Consider the following 24223-nt stretch of genomic DNA (forward strand, 5'->3'; position numbering starts at 1 on the left):
CTATTTAGATTTGAAAATGCCATACCCATTAGGTACAAAAACATTGAGCAATTAATAAGTTATTATGTAAATGATAAGTTCCATAATAATGGAACCTAATTGAAATATGATAAGGATTCGGATTAAGAAGTAGAATCCTAATTTAATGATTACACCCGTTCGGGAGGTGGGATGGGAATTTCGAGATCAAAATCATAATGAGGTTGTAGTACCTGATAACAAGAATGTTCTGAAGCATAGATAAAATGACGATCGTAAGAATTTAAAATTTTTAATTCATTTTTTTCATACTTACAATCATCTTCCTGTTTTTCTTCTTCATCAGAATCTTCTTCCCAATCTACTTCAACTAATTCGATATCATCATTAGTAAAAAGTGTAATAGTCTGCACTATTGGCTGTAACAACATACTTACAAGCACAATGATAAATGAACCATACTTTATAAAGCTAAATATGTTATGACAAAATAACTTCATGACGCAATAGTTTTTTGTACTAAATCAGTGTAAAATCTCACTATATTATTTTTTCCTTCTTCAACATCGGTTAATGAAGGAAGATGTTGAGAAAAATAACGTTGATGGTGCGCTCCCTCAATTACTGTTGAGATAAGCATATGCGGAAACTCAAATTTTGGATTTATCTCCAAAACCATATCGCTTACTCTTTGTACAACTCTTTTATAAGTTTTATAGAATCCTTTTTTATTTTCTTCATCTACATCCTTTGTATGATATGCTTTAGCAGATTCTGAAATGATAATTTTATTAAGTAGTACTTTATTAATAAAAGTAAAAGAGTTGTCTTCTTTTACTTCTTGAGTAAATAGTGTGATAGCAATGTTCAATTTATCTTTTGCAGAGGTAATATTTGTCGTTGCAAAAACCAGTTTATACTCAATCCAACTCCAATACCAATTGATCAAGTATACCAATAACGCATGCTTACTTTCAAAATAACGATAAATCGAACTTTCATTAGATCCTATAGCGACCCCTAGTTTCCTAAATGTGAAAGATTCAAAGCCTAAATCATTTATCATCTCGATACTAGTCTGTACTATTTTCTTTCCTAAATCAGAGGATTCAGGATTTTTGGTGTATAACTCTGGATTAATTGTTATATGTATTGATAAACTTTCCATCTAGAAAAGCAAAGATATGAAAGTATTACTATTAAATCGAGGTCGTTTAACTATTTTTTATGAAAGTATAATATTTATAACCCTCTGATATAAGCTAACATACTGCCTTTAGCTCATTATACATTGGATCTTTTTCGATCATATTTAACAGTTTCTTTTTGGCTTCAAATTTCTTTTTTCTGGTATATCCTTCAGAATGTCCTATGATTTTCGAAATTTCTTTCATTGATTTTCCTTCAAAGAAAAGAGATAATAGTTTCTTATTCTCTATACTTAGTTTTTGAAAGTATTTTCTATAAAGATGTTCGCGTTCTTGATTTTCGATATCAGCTACTAAAGAGTTATTGGTTCCTTCTTCAAAATGATACCACCCATCATCGATAACGAGTTTTTTCTTTTTCTTTAATCTATTTCTCCACAGGTTTTTACAAATCCCATAAAAATAGGTTTTTATTGGTACTCGTAGCTCTAAAAGACCTGATCGTAACTTCTGATATAGCACAACTAAGGCATCCTGAAAGACATCTTCTACATCTTCAAGATTTCCATTATTGCGAAGAATATATCCCTGAATGTATCGTATATTTTCTTTATAAAAACAGGTTAGTATTTTCTCGTCCCCATCAATGATTCCCGCTATGATTATTTGATCGTTATTCATCATTATTGTGAGTTTGTATCTTTTAGGGTTTAGGTAATACCATCTATCTTTTGAATTTACTTAGATAAAATATTCTTTTTTCACTTCAGTTTCAGAATGAAAATAAACCGTTCCCCAACTATGCTTGATTTTCATTCATCACTGAAGCAAAAAAAATCTTAATTTTCTTTTCCGGTAAATTCAAACAACAAATGGTATAAGCTCATTGTCATTTATCGCTCACTTGCCTTTATGATACAAACATAAATCGACTACATTAGATGTCCTTACAGATTTCTGTAATGAGGTCTATTTTTTACAAAAAAAGTTATTACGCTGCTTTTGAAGATATCTAATACTTTTTCTGTATCGGTTCGAAATTCGGATAGTGTTTTATGCGACAATAAACCAAAATTTGATATAAGAAAATAACTTCAATTCGAATGATTCGGCATAGGTCAGGGCAGGCTAAAGTCGAGGAGCATTCTGAAAAATTACTCGAATTGACGCTTTTTAAATATTTTAACTTACCTCAAAACTCAAATCATAATATTCCTAAATCCTTTACAATAGCTACCAGATGAGTGGTGTTTTTTGCTTTGAAGTCATCAAAAAGTTTACTTACTCTTTTATCAATCGCACTCTCACTGTTTGGAGATATATTTTGTTTTTTAAGCTTGATTCTGATTTCTTTTTTGGTAAATCCTTGTGATAATTCTTCTAGCAGTATGATATCCAAATCATCTAGATGAATCATAGTATTTGCGGCAGAATTATTGGTTAATTCTGGTGGCCATACTGTATTACCCTGATAAACACCATCTACGCATGCTACTAATTCTTTTATGGCATGCTGACCTTTACAAACGTATCCATCGATGTTAAGTTTTTCGAACAACATTTTGATTTTATCCGGTCTGTTTTCCTGAGAATATACAATCACTTTAATATCCGGTTGTATACTTTTGATATCTTTTATGAGTTCGATACCCGAGGTTCTGGTTTGGATCTTATGGTCTTCTCTAAACGAAAGATCTGTGATCAATAGCTCAAATACTTCCCTGTCATTATGCGCTTTTCTGAATTTTAGATAGGCATCATCACAATATTTAGCTTCCTCAATATTATGGATTCCAATTTTATCATTTAGTACTTTTATAATGCCTTGATTGGCAATTTCATAGTCTTCTGCTACCAATACTTTAGAAAACATCTTGCTGACTTTTTAATTAGGGATTTGTATTTCGGCTTTAAAGCCTTTGCCTTTTTCTGAGTCAAAGATAAGAGTTCCTTGTATAGCCCGAATACGGTTTTCTGTATTTCGGAGTCCATTTTTGGATTGTACATGTTCTTCTGTTACCCCTACACCATTATCGGAGTAGTTAATTGTGAGGGTATCATTAGCATTAGAAAACTTCAATTTAACCAAGTTGGCCTGACTATGTTTCTGCATATTGGTCATCAATTCCTGTAATACTCTGTATACCGTTATTTTTATGGTTTTATCCGTCTCATCCCAATCAATTCTATCAAATCCTATAGCGATTAGTTGAATCCCGTTTTGGCTATAGTTTTGCAACATGTTATTTAATTCTTCTGGATAAGTATCCCCGGTTTCGAACTCATTGTTTTCACGTGAGATATCACGTGCTTTGAGATAGGTCGTATTCAGTTTATCTTTAATATGAGGATTGTGTGGATCGTTTTGATATTGCATCATTACCTGAAAAATATCATTCCCCAGCTCATCATGCAATTGTTTAGAAATACGGGTTTCGGTTTCGTAACTGGCTTCAAACTGTATTATTTTATTTTGCTGGTTGAGATGATGCATTTGTTGTTTAAAAAAATAGATTATAAACCCAATACCTGTAATTAATAGCAACATCCCAAGGAGGTAGATTGTATTTTCGTTACGAACCTCAGATATTTTTCTGTTTTTTTCTGCGTTTTCTTTTAGTAAGTTTTCATTCTCGAATCGTGTAGGTGCATAGATTTCTCGTGTCTTTTTTCTAAGCTGCATAAGCCTAAGACTAGCTTCTTTAAAACGTTGATGATCTTCAATGGAACTTGTATCTAAATCAGTGATTAAATCTAAAGCTTCAAAAATCGATTCTTGATTATTCTTAATTACTGCATTTCGATAAGCTTCTTTAGCATGATGAAGTGATTTTGTTAAATTCTTATTACGATAATATTTTGTAAGGTGTACGTTACTAGAAACTAAGCCAGATATAATTCCTTTTTCTTTCCTAATTCGTAATGCCTTTAACAATAAAGATTCACTTTCCGGATTTAAAGAGTCCTCATGGAATTTAATATACCCTAGATTGCTCAAAATTTGAGCAAAACGTGTTCGTTTTTTTATTACGTTCTGATCTTTTAGTAAAGATTGTAAAATATCAATACTTTCCTGGTATTTTTTTTGCTCTGCCAAAATATTTGCACGAGTATTTTTAAAAATCGGTAAATTGTGAATCCCTATCTTCTTTTTAGCAATTGAATCTTTAACCATATTCATAATTTTATTATTCCATAGAAGAGATTGATTATAGTTTCCCAGTTCTTTAAATGCTATAGAAATATTTTGGTACAATCCACAGATAGTTTTATATTGATCAGAATTTTCTACGTATTTTAAACCGTCTGTAGCTGTCGTTTTACAGGCATTATGATCCCCTAATGTTCTTTGAACATTAGACATCGCCATCAAACACCTCCCTGCATTAATACTATCCTTAAGATCTCTATGAACCTTAAACGATTGGTTATAATACCCAAAAGCTTCTAAATAGTTATCAAGCTTTTTATTATAAAACCCTAATTTATAAAATGCATTTCCTATATATACGCTATCCTTATTTTGTTGAGCTAATTGTAATAGTAAATAAGATTGTTCAATCGCTTTTTCAGGACCTTTATATTTATTAAGTAGCTTTATATATAACGAGAGCCCTTTATGGTGCAACGAATCTATTTCTAGTTTCTTAGTTCCTTGCAAAAAATGATCTATAGCTTCTAATCGCTTCTTTTCAGCATTCGAATTATTGGAGGCCGTATCATAATAGGCATGTAAAGAATCAATCTTTTTGATTACCAAGGGAGAAATCGAATCATCGGTAACATTATGATTACAGGAATTGAAGAAAACACCTATCAATATACACAAAAAAAAGAGGGATAAAACTGTATATCGTTTCATCCCCCAAAAGTACTAAATTATAATGATTAAGATTAAATCTCATCGTCTTCAATTCCTTCATCATCTCCATCAGTACTTAACACTTCAGTTTTTAGGGTTTCGTTTTCTTTAACGCTATCATCTGGCGTACAAGAAGCAAAGTTGACTCCTAAAAGTATGGCTATTAGTATGTATTTTAAAGTTTTCATTGTTGCTAAATTTTTTGTTTTCCAAAGTTTAGGGTACGCCCATAGGTGTCAACCCCGGATCGGTATGTTGTTACATACCCATTACCTATGGGAATCATCAATTGGTTTTTGGGAAAGTGTAATCCAATACAGTTGCGATACCCTACTTTCCCCTTTTGGGTAGCAGCAAACTGTAATTTGGATGTTTTTGATGGGTCAGTTTTCTGTATTTTCTATGCAATCCAGGTTGTAACCCTAACAATTTGTTAAGTATACACGCTGTGGATATTGATTTCTTAGATATACTTGGTTTTCAGGCTTTTTACACCAAAAACTATATATAGTCCTAAAAATCCTATAGTGTTATAGAAAATACTGGTTGGTAGTGTTAGTAACAGTTAGAGTATGTAATTAATGTATTAGCGATCTTACATTGTTAGATACTTGATCGATCATCCTGTTCGGTTTTTCATATTAGCACTTGCTAATACGGTGTGTTCATTGCTCGAATGGAAATCGATTTTTTTCTTACTATTGCTTGGCTTGCCTCGAGAGGCAAACTCAATCACTTATACGAATTATCATTACTCTTATAAAGTTTACGAAACGAATACTTTACAAGAAACATAACTGCCTTTGATTACTACTTCATGGAAGTTTTTACTTATAAATTGAAGTGTTTCTTCCAATCTTTCGCCATCTAATGATTCGGATATCACTTTTGGAAGAGGATTAACAACCGAAGTATATAAACCCATCCCAAGGACACTTCCGAATGCATCGGTTAACAGATGGTTTCTGTCCTCCTGTCCTTTTTTAGAATTTTGATTATACTTCATTGTTTTATTTTTTAGTTAATTAATTAGCATATAAATATTCAGTATGAATACGCATTCTTTTTACGTAGTCAATTAGTATTATTTTTTCTAAAACTGAACAAATAATATAATGCTTGTATTGAGATACAAAGATACGGATATTTTTAGGATTCTGCAATTATTTTTAAGAATTAATTTATTGATAATCAGTAACTTATGATAAAAATTAAGCAAAGAAATCCCTGTCCATTTTATAACAGATTTTGGATATTTTGGCAATCACCTAACTACCTGATACTTGCTTTCCAATCACTTACTCTTTATGTACTAATTAGCTTTTACGCATTCCTTTAAAATTTTACTTATTTTCTTTTAAATTGTTTTATAACATATTACTATTTAAGTGTGTTTTTTACTATTTCCCTCTATTGGTTTTATGATTACGATCAGGTTTTATGCTTTTGAATTTGGTTTATACCAAAAAACCTGAATAAAAAAAGCGTCCAATTTCTTGGACGCTTGCTATATTATATCGTTTTCTAATTTATATCATCTCAAAAAACAATTACAATAGTCACATAGCGTCCTCTCTTGTAGAAAGACTTCATTAATCCATCGATAATCGCACTGATTAAGCCGCAATATTAATGCCATATGTATACTATTCTGTTTCATTTTGTTATACAAAAAATAACGATTTTAGTCTTATTTTCCAAATTAATGCGCAAATATATGTATTTGAATATGAATTCGATCCAGGTTATAATCAAAATTTAATAAAGTATCTTATTTTATTCTAATTAAGACCGGTAAATGATCTGAAAGCAATAGGTTATTCTTTCTTCTATCATCAACATTGGTATAGCTACTCACTATTATATTTCTGGTCAGGATGTAATCTATTCTTGAAGTTATCTTTTTTTCTGAATTGAAACCATTAAAAGTTCCCTTTGGACCGTATGGAGGAGTTTTACTAATCTCAAATGAATCTTCTAACTTGGTTTTTAATATTTGAATAGGTTTTGCTTTTGGCAAACAGTTTAAATCTCCAATTACTGCAATGCATTCGTCTTCTATTTTCATTTTTTTAATTAGACTGAGTACTAATGTAGAAGAATTTTCTCTTGCTACTTCTCCAAGGTGATCATAATGACAATTAAAAACATGAATAGTATCATTAGTAGATTTATCTTTAAATTTACCGTAGGTCACAATTCGCTCCATTGCGGCATCCCAACCAATAGATACTGTATCTATTTTTTCTGAAAGCCAAAATGTTTTAGTTGCTATCAGCTCAATAGTATTAGTATTAAAAAATAAAGCAGCATATTCTCCTTTTTGGTTACCATCTCCTCTACCTACACCAACAAAACTGTAATTTGTTAACAGGCTGTCTAAATATGTTACCTGGTCATTTAACCCTTCTTGAATTCCTAAAATATCGGGAGAGTAATATTTTATCATCTGTACTACGTCTAGCTTTCTATTCTCCCACCAATTTTCGTTATCATTAGGATTGTTATACCTTATGTTATAAGACATTATAGATTTTTGAGCGCTAAGGTTTAAAGTAACTAATACGAATAGAGCGATCAGCTTTATATTTTTTTGCATTTTTTGTTTTATTATCATTAACGAAAATCTATATATTGTTTAGTTACTTAAAAATAATACCTTTTAAAAGCTTCGATCCCAGCATAATCTGTTAACCCCAATTCATGATATTTCTTTGCGGTATCTTTATTACGTTCTTCTGCTCTTACCCAAAACTCTCTGGTATCATCTCCCTGAAACATCACATTATCTTTTTGAGATTGATGAAAAAATATTGCTTTTCGTTTTTTAAGTACCTCATCAGGACTTAGAGGAACGGCCATTTCGATATCATGGATATCCCATTCCTGCCATGCACCACGATATAACCATACCCAACAATCTTTCATAAATTCTTCCTCTTTAATATTGTCTATTACTTTAAACAATATATCCAAACAGACTTTATGGGTTCCGTGAGGATCTGCCAAATCTCCTGCGGCATATATTTGATGTGGTTTTATGTCTCGTATTAAGTTGGTAAGAATGGTTATATCTTTCTTATCATAAGGCTTCTTTTTTACCGTTCCGGTTTCATAGAATGGTAAATCCAAAAAACTCACATGAGTATCAGGTAATCCCAAAAAACGAGTCGCTCCTAATGATTCTACTCTTCTTATCTGCCCTTTAAGGGTTCTAATCGCTATAGCATCAATAGCATTCTCCTTTTTCTTTTTAAGTTCGGCAATGATAGCATCAATATTTACACTTCCTACATTTTCTAATGACATGCTTTTAGCAACCTCTGCATATTTAATGGCTTCTTCGTCAGATACTGCTATATTCCCCGAGGTTTGATACGCTACATGTACCTCATGTTTTTGTTCGATCAAGCGAAGAAAAGTACCTCCCATTGATATTACATCATCATCTGGATGAGGACTAAGGATTAAAACTCTTTTTTTATGAGGTGTATTACGTTCTGGCCGGTTAGTGTCATCTGCATTTGGCTTACCACCTGGCCACCCTGTAATGGTAGATTGTAATTTATTAAACATATCGATATTAAGATCATAGGCTGATCCTTTTTCTGCCAATAATCCAGACATTCCGTTGTCATTATAATCTTTATCGGTAAGTTTCAGTATTGGTTTTTGTACTTTCTGACTTAACCAGGCTATTGATTTGTTTTTGATTTTTTCATCCCAAATACAAGACGCTACTATCCAAGGGGTTTTAATTCTGGTTAATTCTCCGGCTGCTTCCTGATCCAAAACAAAAGTGGTGTTTTTATGTTCTTGTAGATACGATGCAGGAATATCAGATTTTATAGCTCCTTCTATTGCTTCTTTTACGACAGGTGCTTTTTTATGCCCGAAGGCCATGATTACTATTCGCTTAGCTTTCTTTATGGTTCCTATTCCCATAGTAATGGCTCTTTTGGGGACATTTTCTAAGCCCAAAAAAGCTTCAGCAGCATCAGATCGGGTTATGTGATTTAACGTGATAATTCGTGTTCCCGAATTTGGATGTGAACCAGGTTCATTAAATCCAATATGCCCTGTTCTTCCGATTCCTAATAACTGAAAATCTAAACCTCCTACTGCATTTATTTTTAGCTCATAATCTATACAATATTGATGAAGATCTTTTTGTGACACCGTGCCATCTGGTATATGAATATTTTCTGGCAAAATATCTATATGATTAAATAGGTGTTCATGCATGAAGTAATGATAGCTTTGCACATTTGTTTTTTCCATAGGGTAGTATTCATCTAAATTGAATACTATAACATTAGCAAAGCTTAGATTGTCTTCTTTATGAAGTCGAACTAATTCTTCGTAAACCTTAATAGGGGACGAACCTGTTGCTAGTCCTAAAACACAATAGTTCTCTTTTGTTTGTTTTTCTTTTATTAATGCAGCTATTTCCTGAGCAATTACTATAGATGCATAATCTGAGTTTTTGAATATAACATTGTGAATTTTTTCAAACTTGGTGTTTTCATAAATTCCGGCTTCCTTATAACTAATATCTTCAAACCCTTTTAATTCAACTTTAGTAATCATAATCATTTTCAATTGCTATTAGATTTCACGGTAAGAGTAATTGTACTTACTCTTCTTCAGGTTTACTATGACTTATAGTTTATGTAATGAAATCTATTTGTATTAATTTTTAAATTGCTTAATATTTCTAAAATGTACTGCTACCCTTATACATCGGTACTTTATTACCGTTATAACTCATTAAAAAAATCATTATCTATTAATCTGGCCGCACCTATAAGAGCTGCACTCTCTCTAAGTGTACTTTTATAAATCGGTATGGTAATATTTAGTTTGTTAAGTGTTTGGATTAAGCTTTCAATAAAAAACGTCCAGGCGTTACTAATATTACCTCCAATTACTATAGCTTCTGCCTCAAAATCTCGTAGCCAGGGAGCTAGAAAAACTGCTAAATTCTCTGAGAATTCTTTAAAAATTTGTACGGTTACCGTATTATCTTTTTCATACCTAATGAGTTCTTTTACTCCACTTATTTCTTTATTAGTAATTTCTTTATAACGCTTTTGAAACCACACAGTAGAAAAATTAGTATCTGCTATGTCATTTCCGAATGGTAAATGATACAACTCTCCGTATAACGGAACTCCTTTTCCTTCTAATGTAGGAATTCCTTTTTCTAAAAAAGTAGCTCCCAGACCTGTTCCTAAAGTAATTGCAATAGCTTTATTAAAAGAAATCAACTCTCCTACCCAGGCTTCTCCTATTCCGAAACAGGCTGCATCATTATAAAACCGAACAGAAACAGAAGGTTTTAGGCTTAATTTTTTGATAATATGATCTTTAAGATTAAGATTACTTAGCTTCTGAAACTTATTTTCTCCTTTACCAGGAAAAACTCCTTTCACATAATCAAAAGGGCCTGGCATAGCTATACCTATTCCCTTTAATTTTTGATTTCCTAAATTATCAATCGCCATTTCTATAACACCGATCCAGCTATCTAATATCAGATCTGAATCAGATGTATTACTAATTTTCATTGTATAGATGTTTTGTACTTGATTTGGTACGTTTTCATCTATAATAGCTACGGAAATATGACTACCTCCGATATCTACTCCTAGAACCATTTTTATATTTTTAAAGTGTATGTTTTATCTTGTATCCAACCAGACCATAGAAAATTAAATACCCATAGCATGCTAGAGGTATAAAAAAGGATAGTTTAATACCTATATAATCTGCTACTACTCCCTGTAATAGGGGTATTAGCGCTCCTCCGACTATCATCATTACTAATAATGAGGATGCTTGACTTGTATATTTTCCTAAATCTTTTATCGCTAGTGTAAATATATTTGACCACAAGATTGAATTAAATGCTCCAATCGCTATAGCGCTCCAAAAGGCTAGCTCTCCATTATATAAGATCATGATTAATAATAATACTATAATTATTCCTGCAAATAAGGTTAATACTTTTGAAGGTTTGGTGCCTCCTATCAGGAAAAACAAATAGTTACTAATTAAGAAAACTACAAATAACCAAATTTTAGAAAATGATAAAAATTGCAGTGAAAATGTACCATCCTCAATCTTTATCGCAGTAATAAAATAAAGAACAAAAAAGAACAGAATCGATAACGAAGCCATAAGGAGATATTTTTTCGTTTTGCTGGTAATTTCGCTCATAGATACTGATCCCAAAAACCTACCAATCATTGCACCTCCCCAATAATATGACAAAAATACTCCTGCCTCTGCTTCTTCCATTCCCATAATGGTTTCCAGGCCAAAGAAATTTATCAAAAAACTACCAATAGATACTTCACCACCTACATAAAAAAAGATAGCAAACATACCCAAAACAACATGCCTGAATTTTAATACTCCAAGCCCTTTCTCAATTTTTTCGTTATTGATAAAAGATGGTAGCCTAACAAATTTTATGATAATAGCTAATATAAAAAACAGGCTTCCATATATTAGATATGGCATCTTTAAAGAAGCTACTGTAATTTCACCATCAGAGAACACTTTATATAGCAGTATTGCTCCTACAATCGGGGCCAATGTAGTGCCAAAAGAATTGAACCCTTGTGCGAGATTAAGTCTACTTGATGCAGTTTCTGGTTTTCCTAATATGGCCGCATATGGATTGGCAGTAATTTGTAAAATTGTTACTCCAGAAGCAAGAACAAACAAAGCTCCCAAAAACACAGGGTATCGTTGATAAATAGCTGCAGGGTAAAAAAGGCAACAGCCAATCCCACATAAGATAAGCCCTATAATAATTCCATTTTTATATCCTATCTTAGAAATGGGGTCTCCTATACTTATCGAAGTGATAAAATAAATAAGAGAAATGATAAAAAAGGCTCCAAAAAAAGCAAACTGTATTAATGCCGCCTGAAAATAACTAAGTTCGAAAACAGCTTTTAAATGAGGAATTAACACATCATTCATAACCGTAATAAAACCCCATAAAAAAAACAAAAAGATAATCGCAAAAAAGGGCTTGTTGTAGTTGTTTTGCTTTTCTGACTTTGTAAGCAAAGAGTTGGTTATATCTGACATATTATTCTTAAGTTCTTTTAATTATTTTTTAGAATAAAGGATTGAAGTATTCCATCATTATTTGCTATTAATACTTTCTTACTATTCTTATCATTAAGTATTTCAATTTTTTTAGCATCTTTTCTAGTAAAAAAACCGCTTTCTTTTCCTAATAAAGCAGAAAAATTGCCCTTACCATCTCCCAACATTAATACTCCTGTCCCTGCATCATTTCTTGGCGTTTCTATTTCTGACACAAATAAATTTCCAACCATTAATGCATCCAGATGACCATCTTTATTGAAATCTTCAACCATGATATCATTAATACTCGAAAACTGCGCCTGGTATGGTAAAGGTGAAATCTTATATTCTCCTTTACCTAAGTTTTCGATATAAGAAGAAGCAAAAGTTTCTGTTTTATAGTGTAATGCCCCTTGTAATTTTTTTTCACCATAAACTTGGTTTATCTCTAAAGACGCAAATAAATCATACTTGCCAATCTCCTTTTTAAGAAGAGGTATTTGTTCTGCCGAACATGAAAATCCTCTTAATGGATAGTGCTTATTTTTATTGTAATATCCCAAAACTATGTCATTGCTACCATTATTATCAAAATCATCATAATAGATATCAAAAGGAGCTTTTTTGGATGTTTTATATTTATAATTTAGACCTATATTACCTGCTATAAAATCTATATCACCATCATTATCAAAATCTCCTTTTTCGATACTAAACCACCATCCTGATGAGTTTTTTAAACTCTCATTAGTCTCTTTATAAAATTTACCATCTTCATTTTTTAATAAAGTAATGGGCATCCATTCTCCTACGAGTATAAGATCGATATCATTGTCATTATCATAATCGGCCCATACTGCATCTGTTACCATCCCAATGTTCTTTAATTCTGGAGCTATCTTATCTGTAACGTTTATCAACTGACCATTTTCATTATTTAAAAGCATGCTTGTGGCTGGCATAGGATATTGATGAGGTATAACTCTTCCTCCTATAAAAAAATCTATATCACCGTCTTTATCATAATCTTCGGCTATTACTTTTGATCCACTATGACGATTTACATTAAGAATTGCTCCTTTAGAGAAATTTCCTTTTCCGTCATTAAGATATAATCGATCTATATAATGAGGATCACTTTTTGGATATTCATTACCACCACTTACCACATATAAATCCAGAAATTTATCTCCATTTACATCTGCAAAAATTGCATCTACATCTTCGTAAGCATTTTCTTTTTTCCAGAAATTTTTATCACTTCTAACAAATATCTTTTCTTTATTTTGAATATAAAGCTCTGCATCAAACCCTGTAGCTCCTCCTAGAAATACATCTTCTAAACCATCATTATTAACATCTCCCACTGCCATAGCTGGCCCGAACTGAGATAGTTTATGTGGTAATAGTAATTGATTCGCATAATCATTAAATACATTTTCCTCATGCTTAAAATCAATCCCAAACGATGAGGTGTTTTCGGTAAATAAAAAATTCTCTTTATGCATATCTACTCTACTAATATCCTTAGCAGAAGCATTGTTCATTTCTAATTGTAATACTGTATTTGCTGAAATATTTTTTTGTATCGTTTTACGGCCATTTGGCCAGGTAACAATTAGGCTATCTATTTTTTCATGATTACCCACTCCAAAATGCACTAAAGGATCACTGGTCGAATAAATTCCTCTAACATTAGTGGTCTCCTGGGTTTGCATATCATCTCCACAATATAATTGTATCCTGGTTCCAAAAACAGGTTTTCCTTCTTTGTCTGACAATTGAATTCTAAGGAAATTAGATGTTGGTATTTTCTCAGAATTATTGCGATATATAAATGCTTCTTCATTGATATTATTCACCACAATATCTAAGTCACCATCGTTATCAAAATCGGCATAAGCGGCTCCATTTGAAAAAGATTCTTGATCTAGCCCCCATTCATTTATAACTTTTTTAAATTTTAGATCTCCATAGTTTTTAAATACATAATTTTGTAATGGTTGTGATGGTATTAGGGATAGTGCCTTATCCAAATCCAGTATTTCCCAAATACTAATTTCTCCTGCATTAGGGTTTTTCTTTATCCATTCATTTGCTGTTTCAATAACAAATTCTCCAACTTTTTTATCTGCATCGGTATTACGAATGTCACGTAGCAATCCATTTGTAACATATACATCTTTTAGTCCGTCGTTATCAAAATCTGCAATAAGATTGGCCCAACTCCAATCTGTAGCTGCCATATTTGTTAGCTGAGCAACATCACTAAAAGTTGAATTCCCGTTATTGAGTTGAACAGTATTGTACATATACTGGTAGTGTCCTCCATTTTTTACTACTTTCTGAAAAGCTTTTGGATTCATCCCGCTCATATTTGATTTAGATCGAAAATTATCCTCAGACACCATATCTACTACAAAAACATCTAATAAACCATCATTATTAATATCTGCAATATCTACCCCCATACTATAATAAGACATATGATTTAAGGCATAATCAGCCTGATTAGTAAAAGTGCCATCCTTATTATTTACAAAAAGAAAATCTGGTGCGTAAAAATCGTTTGCTATGTAAATATCTGTCCATCCATCATTATTGATATCACTGGCAGATACAGCATTGGGGAAACCTGTTCGCATGAGTCCTGCCGCTTCTGTTACCTCTACAAAGGCTTCTTTTCCTGTATTCTTTAGTAATTTGATATGATACTCTGGTCGAAGTAGCTTTGTTCCAAAATAATCTGAATAACTCCCTGGATTAGGAGGTTGTGTTAATAAAAGTAAATCTAGTAGACCATCTTTATCATAATCTAAAAACGTAGCGTGTCTGGTTCGTTGAGAATCTGCAATACCATATTTAGTCGCAGATTCTATAAAAGTTCCATCTCCATTATTAATATACAATAAATTAGTTCTCCATTCTGGTTTATCATCATAGAGTTCTCTACTTACATAAACATCAACATATCCATCATTATTAACATCTGCAATAGTTACTCCTGTAGACCAACCACCATCATCTTTTACTCCTACTTGTTGGGTTACATCTTTAAAAACAAGATTTCCTTGATTAAAATATACTTTATCAGGGACCATATTTCCTGCAAAATATAAATCCTGTAAGCCATCATTATTAAAATCGCCAACTCCAACTCCAGCACCTCCATAAAAATTAGCATATTTCAATATATTTCTTTCTTTGGTATCTTTTATCGTATTTGAAAAAGTCACTCCACTATGAGAAGAATCTAGTATCGAGAATCTTTTCTGTATACTATTATCTTTCACTTCTTTTTTCCCATAAAAAAGAAGAAACACTATTATAATAACAGGTACACAATACAAGTATAAATTACCATTTTTCATTTCATCATAAGTATATTTCTCAAAAAATGAAGGGGAAATTAATTTCCCCTTCATCGATTTTGGGCGACAAAAGGGTTCAAAAAAAACACATAAACTATTCTTTATCCCACCACACTCTTGTGGTTAATACATCTGGCCCTTGTCTTGATATTGCTGCGTTGTAATTTTCGGTATTATTACTTTGTTCACTAACAGCGTATGTTAATCTTCTAGGTATTGTTCCATTGGTAACATTTCCAGGGTAATTAACCGGAGTTAATACGGGATACCCTGTTCTTCTCCAGTTTGCAAATGCTTCATATTCATTTAAAAATGTTGCTGCCCAATATTGTGTATTGATTTGCTCTAAGGCATTGGCCACAACAAAAGGATTATCAATTAAATATTGATCTATATCTGCATCTGCAATTGCTCCTGCTGTACCATATAATTCTAACATTTTCATAGCTGCTCTTACTCCTGCATTATAATGGGATTCGGGATCACCTCCTGCAAGACCCCATCGATGTGCTGCTTCTGCTAACATAAATTCAACTTCTGCATAAGTTTGGAAAAACATTGGGGCATCTTCTCCTGTAATAATATTTCTATTAGGTTCTGTATAAGCATCTGTGTCTTCTTCTCCTGTTAATGCCATTAGCAAGCTAGCATCTAATCCATTAGGTAGTCCTTTTTGGTCTGCCGGATCTGTACTTTCATCACTTCTTCGTGCTCCAAGAATTGGTAATCTCGGGTCTCCGGTTAAGAAATCTACAAATGTTTTACTCAAACGAGGGTTTCCATCTGCAGTAAAAACCTCTCCGATTCCATTTTTGTTAATACCTTCGGGACCTGTTGTATGCTGAATATAAGCGATATCAGCATTAGATGTCATAACACCTCCTGCAATAGCCTTTGTGACCCATTCTTGAGAAGCTGCAGGGTCTGCTTTAATCAATCGTAATCCTAAACGTAACATCATAGAATAAGCAAATTTTTTCCACTTTTCCTGATCCCCGTTAAACATTAAATCTCCTGATCCAAAACCTGAAGTACCAGTGCCCAAAGCAGCAGCAGACTCTTCCAGTTCTTTTAACATATCAGCATAAATTTCACTTTGCGCATCATATTTTGGTTTCAGTATTCCTTCTAAAAAAGCTTTACCAGCTTCACTATATGGAATATCTCCGTGCAAATCTGTTAATCGATGAAATACAAAAACACGCTGTATCCTGGTGATCGCTTTCATCTCTTCGGGATGTCCTTCCTCTTCTAATTGGATTAACATATCTTCTAATGTTTTTACAGCATTCCCATAAATCCTGTCAATCATTGAAGAGGCATACCCTTCGTTTAAAGTGTATTTATCTCCAGCCCAGTAACTCGCAGTTGTAGACATATGCTGCATCATGGTAGAGCAGTAAATTAGGTTTGCTCTCCAATTCTCATATCTTTCTCCAGATGTGTATAGTTGTGTAGCAGATAATTTATTTACTACACTTACTTGTGTTGGCTTAGTAGGGTCAACATTTAATTCCTCAAAACCTTGATCACATGAACCCAATAGTATTGTCAAGAATATTATATAAATTGATTTTTTCATGATTCTTTTTTTTAAAACTTTAAATTCACATTTAATCCGTAGCTTCTGGTAGAAGGAAGTCCAAAATATTCAAGACCTTGTGCATTACCTACATTATAAGCACTTTCTGGATCTATATTATCTACTGTTCGCATGATATAGAATAGGTTAGAACCTATCACAGAAATCGTAGCACTATCTAAAAAAGTATTATCTAGCAACTTATCAGGAAAACTATATCCTAAACTCAATTGTCTGAATTTTATATAATCTGAATCCTCAACAAATTCTTCTGCTATTTGACTAATTCTACCGTAATAGGTTTGTAAATCCTCTGGAGCCACTGTGGTGGTAAATTGCTCTCCGGTTTCTGCATTTACACCTGTAACGGTCAATCCATTTTCTCTACCAGCCAGAGTACCTTTATGTAATCCGTTTCCATAAGTAACTGTATTAGTTCCGGAAAAAATCTGCCCACCGAACTTACCATCGATCAAAAAGTTCAATATTAGATTCTTATAGGTAATTGTATTTGTAAACCCTAGTGTTAAAGGAGGAACTCCTTCTCCAAGAATTTTTCGCTCTCCTCTTTGTGCTAGTGGAACACCATCACCATCAATTTCATACACTATGTTTCCATTATCATCTCTCACATAGGATACGCCAAAAATGGTTCCATATGCTTCTCCTACGATTTGTTTGATTTCGACATTTCTCGATCTGGGTTCTCCCAGGCTAATTTCTCCATCATCCTTGTTGGTTGCTATTACTTTTCCTGAGTTATGGGCTCCATTGATACTAGTTTCCCAACTAAAATTTTCCGTTTTTATAGGTGTTCCTGATATTAAAAATTCAATTCCTTTATTTTCTACTTCTCCAATATTTGCCAAAGCTCTTGAATATCCTGAAAATACAGAAGTACCTACCGGAACTATATCATTAGTTGTTTTATTATTATAATATGCAATATCAAATGACAGTCTATTATTAAAGAATCTTGCGTCTAGACCTACTTCAAATTCACTTTTATTAAATGCTACCAGATTAGCATTTGGCACCTGATCTCCTGCTATGGCTCCCAGAGGTTGTCCCTGATGCCCTTGTCCAAAAATCTCATATGTCAAGGCCAATTGATATGGATCTTGTGCTCCTCCTGCTACTTTTGAATACCCTGCTCTTAGCTTTAAGAAATTAATTTTTTCGGGTAACTCTAATGCTTCCGATAAGATAAAACTTGCACTTACAGAAGAATAGAAATCATCATTTGGAGTTGTTTTTCCTGGAAATGACAATGTAGAAAACCAATCATTTCTTCCTGTAAAAGTTAAGTAAGCAAAGCTATCGTAAGAGAATTCAACAGATCCATATAACGATCCTATTTTCCGTTTTCCATTACCAGGATTGTCCCTGTTGGCCCCAAAAATATTTTCCGAGGATTGATTAACAGTATTCCCAAATTGCTCTAATCCTGGTACTATAAAATCATTACCTCTAAGTATTTTTGTTTCCTGAGAGACACTATTCCCATTTGCCCCGATAAAAATATTTGTAGCTAACCTGTCTGTTATATTTTTTTCTACTCCAAGTATTAAATCTGCATCAATTTGACTATATCTAATTTCTCTCTCTTCTATACCTCCTAATGGTTTATATGCGGTTCCGAAAGGCTCTACTGCAGTTCTTCTAATTGTGTAGTGATCTACTCCTGCTCTACCAGAAACATAGAACCAATCAAGAATATCATATCGTAACGATGTAGAAGCTATAATTCTATTTTTTGTGTCTTCATTTCTAAAATTATAAGCGGCAAAGTATGGGTTTTGAGAAAACGTATTTGACGAATATTGTCGTTCTGTTAAATCTTCATTTGCTCCTGGATTCATAAACCTAACATCTACATTTGGAGATAAATTAGATACTGTAAAGTTTCCATTTCCTGGGGCATCAGACAAACGAGGCCTATTCATTACTTTCTCTACAACATACTTTACATTTACCTGAGTCGTAAGTTTTTCAGCCATAACCGCACCAGAATTCAATGAAAACGTTTTTCTATTCAATCCAGAATTTGGAGTGATATCATTATTAGACAGATCAGAAGCAGAAAATCTATAATTGAAATTATCTCCTCCATTTGTTAATGCTACAGAATTAATATATGTCGTTCCTGTTCTGTAAAAGTGATCCAAATTACTACCGACATACGAATATGGTCTAGATACACCATCCCATTGTATAACACTAGAACCATCTAATCGTTCTCCCCATGAAGATAGACCTACATCCAATGCCTCTTCCTGATTTACTGGTTTTGTTGCTCGCCTACCCTGGCCATATTCGGTCTGAAAATCCTGTAATGAGGTATCTACTTTATCAAATGTTACAGAGCTACTGATTTCTACTCCAAAACCTTTTTGCTCTTTCCCTGATTTTGTTGTCACTATAATAACTCCTCCTGCAGCTCTCGAGCCATATAAAGCTGAAGCAGCTCCTCCTTTTAATACACTTACAGATTCAATATCGTCGGGATTGATACTAGAAATACCGTCTCCTCCATCCGAACCTCCCCATAAACCAGCAGATCCATTATTATTATTACTAATCGGAATACCATCAACAACGTATAAAGGTTGATTATTTCCAGTTAATGAACTTGAACCTCGAATGATTACTCTACTCGAACCGGCTGCACCTGTTGAATTTTGAGTAACATTAACTCCGGCAACCTTTCCTTGTAATGAATTAACTGCATTGGTCAATTTAATTGTAGATAACTCTTCTCCTCCAACTTCGGTTAAAGAATACCCTAGAGCTTTAGTGGTTTTCTTTATTCCTAAAGCTGTTACTACTACTTCTCCTAGTTGTTCAGAATCTGTGGCTAATGTTACGTTTATATTTGCTTTCCCATTTATAGCAATTTCTTTTCCTTCAAATCCAAGAGAAGAAAATATTAGAATACCCGATGAGTCTGAAACTACAACAGTATAATTTCCATCAAAATCTGTTGATGTACCATTAGATGTTCCTTTTTCAATTACATTCACCCCAACCAGAGGTATCCCGTCTTCACCCGTTACAATACCAGAAACGGTTTTTTTATTTTGCGCTAATGTTACACTACTTGATAAACACAACACAATTGTTAAAAAAATCAGTAATTTATCAATCATACTATCTTCTTTTAGTTAATTTATTTCTATATCGACAGTACAAATGTTACTCTAATGTTAATTTTTTATATAAATTTTTCGATCAATGACAACTCAAAAAGGTTAAATAACATCGAATTGATTTATAAAAGAAGTGGCTTAACACGGCATGTTTTTTAAAAATAATAGCGCCAAACAAGTTACTTTATTCGTTAATCTTTACTACAAAAGCGAGTGTATTCAAAAGTTTGGTTTTCATTTTTTTGGGAATGTCTATTTCTATGGTATTACCTTTCCTTATCCATTTTAAAGGAATATCGAACCCAAGTAGTTTTAGTTTCGCTTTATCTGAAGGTACATATCCAGAGAATATAATTTTGGAAGGTATCTCGGTTTTAGTCTCTTCTATTAGGTAGATGAGGTAGACTGTTCCATCTCTTTTCTTTGTGATGCAAATGTTCTCAAATTTGTAGGGAGGTATAGATCTTGTATTGTAAATGGCTTCATTATTTACGTTCATCCATTTGCCAATTTCTTCAAGTAGTGTATAAACACCTTCATCCCATTCTCCCATAGCATTGGGAGCTATATTTAATAATAGATTTCCTCCTTTTGCTACAATATTTACCAATGTATGTATTGCTTCTCTCCCTGTCATATATTTTGCATCTGGTGTCCAGGACCACCCACCACCCGATATGATACAAGACTCCCATGGGTATGGAAGTGGACTTTTAGGAACTCTATTCTCGGGAGTCAAATAATTTTGGTTTTTTCCGTGAACAGCCCGATCAACAACTATTAATCCAGGTTGTTTTTTTCTGGCTTTAACCACTAGTTCGTCCATTTTGATATCCTGATTTACTATACGATGTTTTAAGTAGCCATTTTTTTTATTGACTAATTGTTTGTCGTACCAACTTGTAATTTCTGATTTTGAGGTTTTAGCTACCCATCCACCATCTAGCCACAAAATATCTACTTTTCCATAGTCTGTAAGCAATTCTAAAATTTGATTATGTGTAAAATCAATATACTTGCTCCATTTTTTGGGATATGCTTCGGGCTCATAATTTACATTTCTGTCTTTTGGCGGAAAATATGGATCCCAATAATTCTCATGGTTCCAATCTGGTTTTGAAAAATAAGCTCCCGTCCAGAATGTCTCTTTTCTAAAAGCATCAAAAATCTCCCTGGTAATATTAGCTTTAGGGTTTTTACAAAAAGGAGTTTTAGAATCTGTTATTTTATAATTGGTATACTTCGAGTCAAACATTGAGAAGCCGTCATGATGTTTTGTAGTAAAAATCACATATTTCATCCCCGCATTCTTAGCTGCTTTTGCCCACTTCTCAGGATCGAAATTAATAGGGTTAAATGTTTCTTTTAGTCCTTCGTATTCTTTTTTATAACTATTGTAATTATTGGGATTAGTTCCTTTTTTACGCTCACACCATTCATATTCTTCAGGGCATAACGACCATGATTCTACAATTCCCCATTGACTGTATGTTCCCCAATGCATTAGCAGTCCAAATTTGAGGTCTTGCCATTCTTCCAGTTTTTTAAGCACTACAGTATCTGTTTCAGGAACATAACGTTCTTCCTCATAAATCACTTGAGCCATGCTATTCTGTACAAAAATCAAAACTACCCAAACTACTAAAAAACTTGAATTAATATCTTTCATGTATTAGAATTTATAATAAATGGTCAATCTTATTTATTTCAAAATAAACTGCAGTCTTCCTCGATTAATTAATTCCTGATGTGAGATAAAATAACTCTCATGTGCTTTTTCATTCACCAATATGGTATTAATAAAAGCTTCTTTTTTGGGAGTATTAGAAGTGATTACGATCTTATCATTGTTATAATATTCTCTATTTAAATGAATTGTGATTTTATCAAATTTTGGAGTACAAAACGTATATATCGGTTGCGCTGGTGAAACTGGGTATATCCCTATCATCGAAAATATAGCCCAGGCAGACATAGTACCTGTATCATCATTTCCTGGTAACCCACCAGGAGTATTTTTATAATACGTTTCTAAGAGCTCATTAACTGTTTTTTGTGTTTTCCATTCTTCTCCTCTTATATAATTAAACAAAAAAGGGTATGCTATATCTGGCTCATTTGCCATGTCGTATTGCTTATTGTCAAAAACTTTCTGTAATTGCTCTAAAAATGGTTGATCACCCCCCATAAGTTTTTTTAATCCAGAGATATCGTGTGGAACCATAAAAGTATATTGCCATGCATTTCCTTCTATAAACCCAGGGTTTTTTACAAAATTAGCCCCTGTATCAGGATTATAAGGCGCTAACCAGCTTCCATCATCATTTTTAGGTCGTAATAAATTGAATTCTTTATCAAATAGATTCTTGTATGTTAATGATCTTTTTGAAAAACGCAGGTAATCTTCTTCTTTTCCCAGTTCTTTGGCTAGCTGTGCTATGGCAAAATCTGTGATATTATATTCTTGTGTTGTAGATACCGATCCGCTATTCGTTGTTTTTGTGGTAAGATATCCCTTTTCGATATAATCTTTGATACCGGGACGCAGTGGGTTATCATCCAATTGATCTGCACTTTTGAGCATAGCTTCATATGCTTTTTCAATATTAAAATCCTTAATTCCTTTTAGATAAGTATCTGCAATAATAATTCCTGCCGGATCTCCAACCATGGTTGTTGTTTCTGTTGCATTTAACTCCCACTTAGGCAGCCATCCTGTTTCATCATAAATCTGCAACATGCTCTTGATCATATCTGATTGTTGTTTTGGATATACTAGACTCATCAATTGATGTAAATTTCGATAGGTATCCCAAAGTGAAAAAACAGTATATCGCGTTCCTTCTGTTTTTAAAGTCTCCCTGGTTTTCATTTTAGGGTATTCTCCATTTACATCATTCAGAGTATTTGGATGTATAAGCGTATGATATAGGGCTGTATAGAATTTTACTTTATCCTCTTTTTTTCCTCCTTCTACTTCAATTTTTGACAAGTATTGATTCCAGTTTTCCCTGGTTTCTTGTCTAATTTGATCAAAAGTCTTATCTGAAGTTTCTTTTTCCAGGTTTTCTCTGGCATTCGCTATACTTACATACGAGATTCCTACTTTCATTTCTATCTGTGTTGGGGCTTCAAAATGATATTTCATATACCCTCCAATACTATCTCCTACTACTTCTTTTGTGTATCCTTTCTTTATTCTTTCTTTTCCATTATACCCCATCCACTGCGCTTCAACCCCCTTGTATTTCTTTGGTTTTTTCCATACTCCAAATTCATCTGCTGGTCTAGAAAATCGAGCTACAAAATACACTGGATATGCTTCTTCTGGTTTATAATAACAAAATGACCCTACAGTACGTATTCCTTCTATTTCTGTTGAAGATACTATTTTGATCATTCCACCTTGTTCATTGGTAAGCCCTAATCCCAAATTGAGTATTATATTAGATTCTCCCTTTGGAAAAGTATATTTGCTTACCCCTGTTCTGGTCGTAGCTGTTGTCTCTACTTTAATAGTATACTTATCCAGCATATTAGAATAATAGCCTACTTCTGCAATTTCATTAGAATAAGTACTACCATATAAAGAATGATCAGTTTTAATTGCTCCTGTGGTTGGCATTGTGAGAATCACACCCAATTCAGGGCATCCTACTCCGCTAAGATTTACGTGACTAAAACCTGTTAAATACTTATTTTCGTGAACATAAGGTGTAGAAAACCAACGGCTATCTTTTTCTAAAGGAAGATTTTGTTTTCCTGCTACATTAAAAGGGGATACACTTGCCATTCCTCGTACAGCAATTGGCCCCGGATTGGTTGTTCCAAAATTTGAGGTTCCGATAAACGGGTTTACATACTTTGTCACATCAATTGACAGTTTTTCAGTACTATTATTTTCTGTTGTTTTTTCTACTTTAGTTTCCTTTTGACAAGAGAAAAACAATAGGGTAATTATTATCCATAGTTTCAAAAAATATATCTTTTTAAAAATAATACTATTCATCTTCTCTTATTTT

Annotated in this window: 16 protein-coding genes; all 16 read right to left on the reverse strand. The window is 33.0% G+C overall.

Going from position 1 to position 24223, the window contains the following annotated elements; all coding sequences use genetic code 11:
* Positions 1-149: 149 nt before the first annotated feature.
* The gene (locus tag NNL09_RS03640) at positions 150-479 is read right to left on the reverse strand and encodes a hypothetical protein (RefSeq protein ID WP_196909158.1); all 330 of its coding nucleotides are present in this window, start codon (positions 477-479) and stop codon (positions 150-152) included.
* A complete protein-coding gene (locus tag NNL09_RS03645) occupies positions 476-1147 on the reverse strand; it encodes a TetR/AcrR family transcriptional regulator (protein ID WP_196909159.1) in 672 nt (223 codons plus the stop codon). The genes NNL09_RS03640 and NNL09_RS03645 overlap by 4 nt, the downstream gene beginning before the upstream one ends.
* A 94-nt stretch (positions 1148-1241) precedes the next feature.
* On the reverse strand, positions 1242-1811 hold the full coding sequence (locus tag NNL09_RS03650) for an RNA polymerase sigma factor (protein ID WP_196909160.1): 570 nt from the start codon (positions 1809-1811) through the stop codon (positions 1242-1244).
* Positions 1812-2331: 520 nt separating this feature from the next.
* Complete coding sequence (locus NNL09_RS03655; protein WP_196909161.1) at positions 2332-3000, reverse strand: response regulator; 669 nt, start codon at positions 2998-3000, stop codon at positions 2332-2334.
* Positions 3001-3012: 12 nt separating this feature from the next.
* Positions 3013-4989 carry an ATP-binding protein gene (locus NNL09_RS03660; protein ID WP_196909162.1) on the reverse strand — a complete coding sequence of 659 codons (1977 nt, stop codon included), beginning with the start codon at positions 4987-4989 and terminating at the stop codon, positions 3013-3015.
* Between the two features lie 32 nt (positions 4990-5021).
* Positions 5022-5177, reverse strand: coding sequence for a hypothetical protein (locus NNL09_RS03665; protein ID WP_196909163.1), 156 nt, complete (start codon positions 5175-5177; stop codon positions 5022-5024).
* A 578-nt stretch (positions 5178-5755) separates the two neighbouring features.
* Positions 5756-5995: a hypothetical protein gene (locus NNL09_RS03670; RefSeq protein WP_196909164.1), complete on the reverse strand. Its 240-nt coding sequence runs from the start codon at positions 5993-5995 to the stop codon at positions 5756-5758.
* Between the two features lie 765 nt (positions 5996-6760).
* Complete coding sequence (locus NNL09_RS03675; RefSeq protein WP_196909165.1) at positions 6761-7588, reverse strand: endonuclease/exonuclease/phosphatase family protein; 828 nt, start codon at positions 7586-7588, stop codon at positions 6761-6763.
* A 47-nt stretch (positions 7589-7635) separates the two neighbouring features.
* Entirely contained in the window at positions 7636-9579 is a 1944-nt protein-coding gene (nagB, locus tag NNL09_RS03680; protein WP_196909166.1) for a glucosamine-6-phosphate deaminase, read from the reverse strand.
* A gap of 170 nt (positions 9580-9749) precedes the next feature.
* Positions 9750-10649: an ROK family protein gene (locus NNL09_RS03685; RefSeq protein ID WP_025663092.1), complete on the reverse strand. Its 900-nt coding sequence runs from the start codon at positions 10647-10649 to the stop codon at positions 9750-9752.
* 10 nt (positions 10650-10659) lie between these two features.
* Positions 10660-12096, reverse strand: a complete 1437-nt coding sequence (locus tag NNL09_RS03690) for a sugar MFS transporter (protein WP_025663093.1) — start codon at positions 12094-12096, stop codon at positions 10660-10662.
* 17 nt (positions 12097-12113) lie between these two features.
* Entirely contained in the window at positions 12114-15524 is a 3411-nt protein-coding gene (locus tag NNL09_RS03695; protein ID WP_231389149.1) for a VCBS repeat-containing protein, read from the reverse strand.
* A gap of 40 nt (positions 15525-15564) precedes the next feature.
* Positions 15565-17052: a SusD/RagB family nutrient-binding outer membrane lipoprotein gene (locus NNL09_RS03700; protein ID WP_025663095.1), complete on the reverse strand. Its 1488-nt coding sequence runs from the start codon at positions 17050-17052 to the stop codon at positions 15565-15567.
* 11 nt (positions 17053-17063) lie between these two features.
* Positions 17064-20201, reverse strand: coding sequence for a SusC/RagA family TonB-linked outer membrane protein (locus tag NNL09_RS03705; RefSeq protein ID WP_196909167.1), 3138 nt, complete (start codon positions 20199-20201; stop codon positions 17064-17066).
* A gap of 184 nt (positions 20202-20385) precedes the next feature.
* Positions 20386-21870, reverse strand: a complete 1485-nt coding sequence (locus NNL09_RS03710; protein ID WP_231389150.1) for an alpha-L-fucosidase — start codon at positions 21868-21870, stop codon at positions 20386-20388.
* Positions 21871-21903: 33 nt separating this feature from the next.
* Positions 21904-24210, reverse strand: coding sequence for a GH92 family glycosyl hydrolase (locus NNL09_RS03715; RefSeq protein ID WP_196909168.1), 2307 nt, complete (start codon positions 24208-24210; stop codon positions 21904-21906).
* Between the last annotated feature and the right edge of the window lie 13 nt (positions 24211-24223).

This window comes from Aquimarina sp. EL_43 (assembly GCF_943422735.1).
Classification (GTDB): domain Bacteria; phylum Bacteroidota; class Bacteroidia; order Flavobacteriales; family Flavobacteriaceae; genus Aquimarina; species Aquimarina megaterium.

What these genes read in the sequence shown, in the direction of transcription:
- NNL09_RS03705 (WP_196909167.1), bottom strand. Translation starts at nt 20,201, where the DNA reads ATGATTGATAAATTACTGATTTTTTTAACAATTGTGTTGTGTTTATCA.
- NNL09_RS03645 (WP_196909159.1), bottom strand. Translation starts at nt 1,147, where the DNA reads ATGGAAAGTTTATCAATACATATAACAATTAATCCAGAGTTATACACC.
- nagB (WP_196909166.1), bottom strand. Translation starts at nt 9,579, where the DNA reads ATGATTACTAAAGTTGAATTAAAAGGGTTTGAAGATATTAGTTATAAG.
- NNL09_RS03715 (WP_196909168.1), bottom strand. Translation starts at nt 24,210, where the DNA reads ATGAATAGTATTATTTTTAAAAAGATATATTTTTTGAAACTATGGATA.
- NNL09_RS03695 (WP_231389149.1), bottom strand. Translation starts at nt 15,524, where the DNA reads ATGAAGGGGAAATTAATTTCCCCTTCATTTTTTGAGAAATATACTTAT.
- NNL09_RS03665 (WP_196909163.1), bottom strand. Translation starts at nt 5,177, where the DNA reads ATGAAAACTTTAAAATACATACTAATAGCCATACTTTTAGGAGTCAAC.
- NNL09_RS03675 (WP_196909165.1), bottom strand. Translation starts at nt 7,588, where the DNA reads ATGCAAAAAAATATAAAGCTGATCGCTCTATTCGTATTAGTTACTTTA.
- NNL09_RS03710 (WP_231389150.1), bottom strand. Translation starts at nt 21,870, where the DNA reads ATGAAAGATATTAATTCAAGTTTTTTAGTAGTTTGGGTAGTTTTGATT.
- NNL09_RS03640 (WP_196909158.1), bottom strand. Translation starts at nt 479, where the DNA reads ATGAAGTTATTTTGTCATAACATATTTAGCTTTATAAAGTATGGTTCA.
- NNL09_RS03660 (WP_196909162.1), bottom strand. Translation starts at nt 4,989, where the DNA reads ATGAAACGATATACAGTTTTATCCCTCTTTTTTTTGTGTATATTGATA.
- NNL09_RS03700 (WP_025663095.1), bottom strand. Translation starts at nt 17,052, where the DNA reads ATGAAAAAATCAATTTATATAATATTCTTGACAATACTATTGGGTTCA.
- NNL09_RS03685 (WP_025663092.1), bottom strand. Translation starts at nt 10,649, where the DNA reads ATGGTTCTAGGAGTAGATATCGGAGGTAGTCATATTTCCGTAGCTATT.
- NNL09_RS03650 (WP_196909160.1), bottom strand. Translation starts at nt 1,811, where the DNA reads ATGATGAATAACGATCAAATAATCATAGCGGGAATCATTGATGGGGAC.
- NNL09_RS03655 (WP_196909161.1), bottom strand. Translation starts at nt 3,000, where the DNA reads ATGTTTTCTAAAGTATTGGTAGCAGAAGACTATGAAATTGCCAATCAA.
- NNL09_RS03690 (WP_025663093.1), bottom strand. Translation starts at nt 12,096, where the DNA reads ATGTCAGATATAACCAACTCTTTGCTTACAAAGTCAGAAAAGCAAAAC.
- NNL09_RS03670 (WP_196909164.1), bottom strand. Translation starts at nt 5,995, where the DNA reads ATGAAGTATAATCAAAATTCTAAAAAAGGACAGGAGGACAGAAACCAT.